The organism is Pseudomonadota bacterium (assembly GCA_030859565.1).
Classification (GTDB): domain Bacteria; phylum Pseudomonadota; class Gammaproteobacteria; order JACCXJ01; family JACCXJ01; genus USCg-Taylor.
Genome location: JALZJW010000111.1, coordinates 6,661 through 13,178, shown reverse-complemented (window position 1 = coordinate 13,178; position 6,518 = coordinate 6,661). Strand labels below are relative to the sequence as shown.

Here is a 6,518-nt window from a genome sequence, read left to right as displayed (position 1 = left end):
GCCCGGCGGCGGTCGGCGGGAGGTTGTAGAGCACCCAGTGCACCCAGGTCATCTTCGGCGCTGCCGGATCGGGGGCGTCAGGGTCGTCGAGGATGAGGGCGAAGCTTTTCGTTTCCGAGGGAATTCCGGTCCAGGCCAATGGCGGTGAGATGTCCTTGCCGTCGCAGGTGTATGCTTGGGGGATGGTGCCGTTGTGGGCGAAGGCCGACGAGGTCAGTGACAGGCTCATGGGTTTTGCCTCCTTCTCAGCCGCCAGGCTGTGGGCCGCCAGCGCGAGCAGGCACAGCGGGGTGGTGATGAATCCGATCGCGGACCGATGCATGGAACGCCCCCCTTCCGCCTTCGGAGTTTGCCGGTTGACATCATAGACAGTGTGCCGCAGTTCCTCAAGCCAAGGACAAAGTCATGGCGATGGCGGAACGAGTCCTGCTATCCGCTGGCATGCTGCACTTGCCAGCGTAGATCTCTGTAGCGAGACCAACAATCAGATCGGCCTCGCATGGCCATCTGTACCGCACTGTCGGTGTCTCAGCCACTCCCGGACAATCACGCGATGAACTTCGTGGCATTTCGCATAGTTCTGATCGCGATTGTTGAACAGCACGTGCAGACCTCTGAAAGGTCAGCTTCGGAGAGATCGTGTCACTGCGATCGCTGGCTTTTTCTGTTCCATCAACAGCGGCGGCCACGAACAGTTGCGAAGGGGTTGACCGTTAGCTCGCAACTTAAACTGTCCCTGAAACTATGCGAAGGCAGCGCTATGCTGCGCTTTACGCTTATCTGGGCGACACCGTGTGGTAGACTCTAACTTACGTCGTTAGAATTTTCGGCTAGAGCGTCTGATCTTCCGCTCTACGGGTTGTTGTGATTGGGTAACCATCTGAGATTGCGAGGCCCGAGTGATGGATCAAAGCAGGCGTTCACCTGCTATTACCCACTTGTCCTGGGGAAGGATGGAAATGGACGGGTATGCTCCATTCAAGGACGCCAAGGTTTATCCTGGTGGCGCCAGAGAGTAGGACTGGCGTGAAACAGAGACCAATCACGCGACGAGCGCCGACCTATGAAACCAGATCCGAGCAAGGCTCGCAACCCGCCCGTGCGAGTACCCATCGCATTCGGCAACCCGATGTTGGCTTCGCGCGGCCGCGTGCGCATGATATTGCCCTGTCCCGATCGCTCCAGGACGAGCCCCTGGATGACCCGCGCGAGCGTCTGCGCGCCGGTGAGTCCATTCTTCTTTATCGCTAACACCGTCATTGATAGACTAAACCAAACGCCGATTCAGCTGGTCACAATCGTGTTGTGCTTCACTGCCCGTTCTAAATCAAGGGGCCTAGACGAATGGCAAAGGCGATTTACCTAATAAACCCGGCTTGCGATTTTCCCACCTACTTTGGCGCGGAAGTTTACGCCGCCAACGGGTTTCGGCCCGTGACATTGATGGCCGATCTTGCTGTTGTAACACTGGCCGCCATGGCGCCCAGCGACTTCGAGGTACGGCTGTGCGACGAAAATATAGCGCCCGTCGATTTCGATTGTGCCCCCGATTGGGTGGGGATCACGGGAAAGATCACCCAGTGGGGCCACATGAGGAACATCGCTCGGGAGTTTCAACGGAGAGGAAAGATGGTCGTGATCGGCGGTCCCTACGCGTCATTGTGCCCGGCGGTCGTTCGTCCCTACTGTGACATTCTCGTGCGCGGGGAGGTGGAAGATATCGCCGAGGAATTGTTTTCCGATCTCAGGGGTGGTGGCTGGAAAACCGAGTACGTTGGAAGCAGGCCGGATCTGAGTCACTCTCCGCGACCGAGATGGGACCTTTATCCCAATGACCGGGCTCTTTCCGGCACGGTTCAGACCTCGCGCGGATGCCCGTTCGAATGCGAATTCTGTGATGTAATCCAATACCTCGGGCGCAAGCAACGGCACAAACCGGTTGAGCAGGTGCTCGGAGAGCTCGATGCGCTCTACCGGATTGGCCACCGCTTCGTGTTTCTCGCCGATGACAACTTCACGGCTTACCGCGGTCGGGCAAAAGAGCTATTAGCGGCGTTGCGGGATTGGAATTCGCGGCGTGACCGCGGGGAGATTGGCTTCGCGACCCAGGTGTCCATCGATGCCGCGAAAGATGAGGAGCTTCTGGAGCTGTGTGCCGAGGCGGGGCTCACGCACGTTTTCATCGGCATCGAGACACCGAACGAAGACAGTCTACGAGAGACCAAGAAGCATCAGAACCTGCGGATTAACCTCGCCGATCAAGTGCAGCGCTTCCTCGACCATGGTATTGCGGTTACCGCAGGCATGATCGTGGGTTTTGACTCGGACGGCCCGGACATTTTCGACCGCCAGTACGAATTCGCCATGTCTATGCCCATCCCGATATTCAGCCTGGGGGCTCTGGTGGCCCCCGCGGCAACCCCGCTTCACGAACGGATGGCGAGGGAGGGGCGTTTGGTATCCGGGGGATCGGAGGTTGCCGCCGCGCCGTGGAACACCAACATCGTTCCCCGCCAAATGACGCGGGAGCAGTTGTTAGAGGGGATCCAAGGGCTCTGCAATAAGCTCTATCAGCCTTCTGCATTCGGAGAGCGGGTTCTGCGGTTCATGGCCGCACTGGGGGAAAGCGGGGGCCCCCGGCGTGGTAAAGCCAAACGGGATCCCGGTGGGGATCTCCGTACCGTGGACCACGATAGTCTGGCGCTTCTATCGAAATTAGAGCGATTCGGGCCGCAGGAGCAGGAAATGTGGTCAAGAATCACGCGGGAGCTCTACAAAAAACCGGAACTGCTGGGCTTCGTGATGGGATCGCTGCTCCAATACATGCAAATCCGTTACATGTACGAGCAGGGACGATTCTGGGAATCGCATCCGGCTTAAAAAACCAGCACCTGTCATCTCGTGTCACCCGACCGGCGAGGACCGCCAAAGTCGCCAACCCACATCGCCGTGGCGCTAGCGACCGCAATCGGCACCCATACAGCTCGCTCTCGCGATCCTAGGCATCGCGCTGGCCGTCGAGCACTAATCCCCGGGCCTCAACGCCTCACCTCAGGTCACAGCATCGCTCCCTGAACTGCTTTGTTCAGGGTAAGTGTCGCACGCGTGTGTAAAGCATGATACTGGGTTTTTAATCGGTCCCGGCAATCGATCTGCCTCAGCGCCTTGATTTCTTGAGTATTCATAGCTATAGTTAGCGTGAGTTACTACGCTACATGAAGATAGGTGCTCAACAATATGAGCGGGCGAAGTAACTGAACTGATTTTGATACCCTCAAACCCCGGAGCAACACCGATGGCAAAAGCAATGAAACCTGTGGTGAAGACTGCGAAAGCACCCCCTAAGGTCACGCGGAAGGCGAGCAGCCCGAAGAAAACGCCCGCAGCAAAACGCCCGACGAAAAAACCCACCACTGCGACGAAGCCCGGCGGAAAGAGATAGGCCGCACCTCGAGTGACGCGGCGCGCGGCGTCGCATGCGATGCTCGTGCGCGGTTCTTGCGCGGTCCGGTAGTCGGGCACTGTCACGTTGTTGCCCATCGTGGCTGCGGGTATTGACGACGCATTCAACGCATTCAACACCGACCCGCAATTATCTATCGCTTCGTACCCGAACTGCTACCGAAGTGGGGGCTCAATAATGAGTACGGAAGGCGTAAGCGTGCGGCAGTGCCACTTTCCATAGCCGTATAGCTGCTGGGACACTGTCTGCATTTCAATGTGGAGAGTGATAATGGGTAGACCCATTGTTCATTGGGAACTGATGTCGGAGGATCCGGCGAAAGTGTCGGCCTTCTACGAGAAGATCTTCGGAGGCTGTGGAAACAGACTAAGAAGTAATGAAGACGACCTACCAGAGCGTGTCAGATTTTTTGTGTTTAGGCCGTTCATGCTCATCGTTATGAATTCACGATGAACCGTTGTTCAAATTGCAACGCCAACTGGGTCTTCGCGGCATGCCAGACGATGGGCGGATTCTTCCATCCTTCAGAGATATTCCGCAAGACCAACCACAACAGTTTAGTCGCGGCTTCGTCACTGGGGAAATGGCCGCGACTGCGCACGGCTTTGCGCACTTGGCTGTGTAAACTTTCAATCGCGTTCGTGGTGTAGATGATTTTCCGGACCTCGGGCGCGAAGGCGAAGAACGGGATGACCTCCTCCCAGTGCCGCCGCCAGCTTTGGGCGATGGCCGGGTATTTCTGCCCCCAAGGACCGGCATCGAAGGCTTCGAGCCGTTCGCGAGCTGTCTCGGCGTTCTCAGCACGATAGATGGGCTTGAGTGCCGCGGCGATCATTTTTCGCTCCTTCCACGACGCAAACTGCATCGAGTAGCGGATTAAATGGACGATGCAGGTCTGGACCACGGTCTCAGGGAAGACCGCCGTAATCGCTTCCGGAAAGCCTTTTACGCCATCGACGACCGCAATCAGGATGTCCTGAGTGCCACGGTTACGTAGCTCGGTCATCACCCGTAGCCAGAACTTGGCCCCCTCGGTTTGTTCAATCCAGAGCCCGAGAATTTCCTGATGCCCCGAGCAGCGGATCCCAATCGCCAAATACACCGCCTTGTTCTTCACCGTCCCCTCATCGCGGATCTTCACCCGCAAGGCATCGAAAAAGACAATGGCGTACACCGATTCCAGCGGCCGGCTCTGCCAGGCGCCGACTTCCTCCAGCACCGCATCCGTCACCGCCGAGACCAACTCCGGCGAGATCTCCGTGCCATACAGCTCCCGCAAGTGCGCCTGGATCTCACGGGTACTGAGACCTCGGGCGTATAGGGAGATGATTTTTTCGTCGAAACCAGGGAACCGGCGCTGGTACTTCGCAATCAGCTGCGGCTCAAAGCGGCTGTGACGATCGCGGGGAATCGATAATTCCAGCTTCCCACTCTCCGTCAGCACCGTCTTCTGGCTACGGCCATTGCGGTGATTCCCAACAGCCTGTTCCTCGTCCTGACCCAGATGGTGATCCAGCTCGGTACTCAGGATGCGTTCGGCCAGCGCCTTTTTCAGTTCGTCGAGCAAGCCACCTTGCTCGAAAACCGTCTTTGGATCGCGCCCCGCTAGTAGGCTATCCAGTAATTCACTCGTGATGTTCATGTTCGCCATACGTCGTTCCTCTCTTCACATTTAACGTATAGCCTAAAACACAAAATTCCTTACACTCTCACCTACCACGGGAGCTGCCTGTGCTTCCCGAAAATCCATATGTAGCTAAATAAGCCCCAGATCTAGCTCGGGGAAGGCATTTGGATTGTAGGGTGACAAAGAATCCTCGACACCCTAACGCTATCCATAATGTTTACCCTTGTCCGCACCTTTCTCGCGTTCCTGACAGCCTGCTTTCGCTCTCGCGCAGCACTACAGATGGAGAACGCAATGCTTCGGCTGTCCATCCCACAGGTCGTCAACCGCTTACCATCATTCTGCATACCCGGTCAACTCCAAATATCCCCGCCCGTTTACGGGCACACCTTGTGCCGTGCCGCGAACCGCGATCGCTCCTTCCCAATAACGCACCGACACATCCAGCTCTTGGTCAGCGAGTAATGGCGCAACCTCAAGCACCAGCTCCTCTTTCGGGAGGTTCAGTCGCGTCCGGGCGGGGTAAAGGGCACCGCTGCGGGGGCTTTTGCTGTGGGAGAGCGTCGCGATCTCGACGTCTTGATGGCCCAACCGCTGCACCGTGCCATCTGGTGAAACTAATGTGCCGGCGCTATAGTTGTCGGTGCTACCGTCGCGCTTGCGGAGACGATAGAACATGATCTCGCGCTGGTCGGAGAGCTGGAGTGAATACCAGTCCCAACCCACCTGATCGTCCCCCAACGCACTGGTGCTCCACTCCCGGTCCATCCAGCTCGAGCCGTGGACGGCAAAGCGTTGGTCGCGAATGTGGATCGTGCCAGAAGTAGGCATGCGGGTGAGAGAGTAATAGTAAGAGGCATTGCCCGGTTCGGCACTCTTTTGGCTGAGTCCCTGGTCGCCTTGGAGCACCGGAGGCTTGCCTTGCTCCAACATGAGGTCGATAGCGACGTCATCTTGAGTTGCACGCAAGCGCAAGGGGAAGATGTTCTTCCTTTGCGGCTCCACCGACCAGTTGTCGAGCCAGACGTGTAGGGTGTGTTCTTTCGCTCCTGCCAGGCCCATGGCGGCACGGTTGAAACGCTCGTGGCTATGGAACGTCCTGCCGGTGATGTCGGAGAGGGCGAAATGGGCCGTGTAGAACTCGTTGGTTTGCCACGGAGAAACGGCCGTGACGGGTTTGGAGGACATGCAGATGCGGAAGAAAGTGAGTTGGTAACCAAAGGGACGTCCGTTGCGATCGTCGAGATTCCCAGTGAAATACCACCACTCCGTGCGAAATTGTGGATGCGGGCCATGGTCTTGGGGGAATGAAAAGAGGCGTGGCGCATAGGCGCGCGCATAACCTTCATCGTCATCCCCGCTGTTTAAAGCAGCGCTCAGGTGAATACTGTCTCGGCGTTGGCTTGAAACAGACGGTTCCCAGAGATT

At 57.3% G+C, this 6,518-nt stretch carries 6 protein-coding genes; 2 read left to right on the top strand and 4 right to left on the bottom strand.

Annotated features, from left to right (window positions below; genetic code table 11):
• A partial coding sequence (locus tag M3436_15160; GenBank protein MDQ3565401.1) for a YbhB/YbcL family Raf kinase inhibitor-like protein occupies window positions 1–229 on the bottom strand: 229 nt, incomplete at its 3' end.
• Window positions 230–1,026: 797 nt separating this feature from the next.
• Here M3436_15160 and M3436_15155 point away from each other — a divergent pair.
• Together M3436_15155 and M3436_15150 are read left to right on the top strand one after the other, a co-directional pair.
• Window positions 1,027–1,251 carry a hypothetical protein gene (locus M3436_15155; GenBank protein MDQ3565400.1) on the top strand — a complete coding sequence of 75 codons (225 nt, stop codon included), beginning with the start codon at window positions 1,027–1,029 and terminating at the stop codon, window positions 1,249–1,251.
• Between the two features lie 93 nt (window positions 1,252–1,344).
• The gene (locus M3436_15150) at window positions 1,345–2,880 is read left to right on the top strand and encodes a radical SAM protein (GenBank protein ID MDQ3565399.1); all 1,536 of its coding nucleotides are present in this window, start codon (window positions 1,345–1,347) and stop codon (window positions 2,878–2,880) included.
• A 171-nt stretch (window positions 2,881–3,051) separates the two neighbouring features.
• Here M3436_15150 and M3436_15145 read toward each other — a convergent pair whose 3' ends face one another.
• The 3 genes from M3436_15145 to M3436_15135 form a co-directional block, all read right to left on the bottom strand.
• Entirely contained in the window at window positions 3,052–3,540 is a 489-nt protein-coding gene (locus M3436_15145; protein ID MDQ3565398.1) for a hypothetical protein, read from the bottom strand.
• A 359-nt stretch (window positions 3,541–3,899) separates the two neighbouring features.
• Window positions 3,900–5,105: an IS256 family transposase gene (locus tag M3436_15140; GenBank protein MDQ3565397.1), complete on the bottom strand. Its 1,206-nt coding sequence runs from the start codon at window positions 5,103–5,105 to the stop codon at window positions 3,900–3,902.
• Between the two features lie 321 nt (window positions 5,106–5,426).
• On the bottom strand, window positions 5,427–6,518 hold a 1,092-nt coding region (locus M3436_15135), incomplete at its 5' end, for a carotenoid 1,2-hydratase (protein MDQ3565396.1).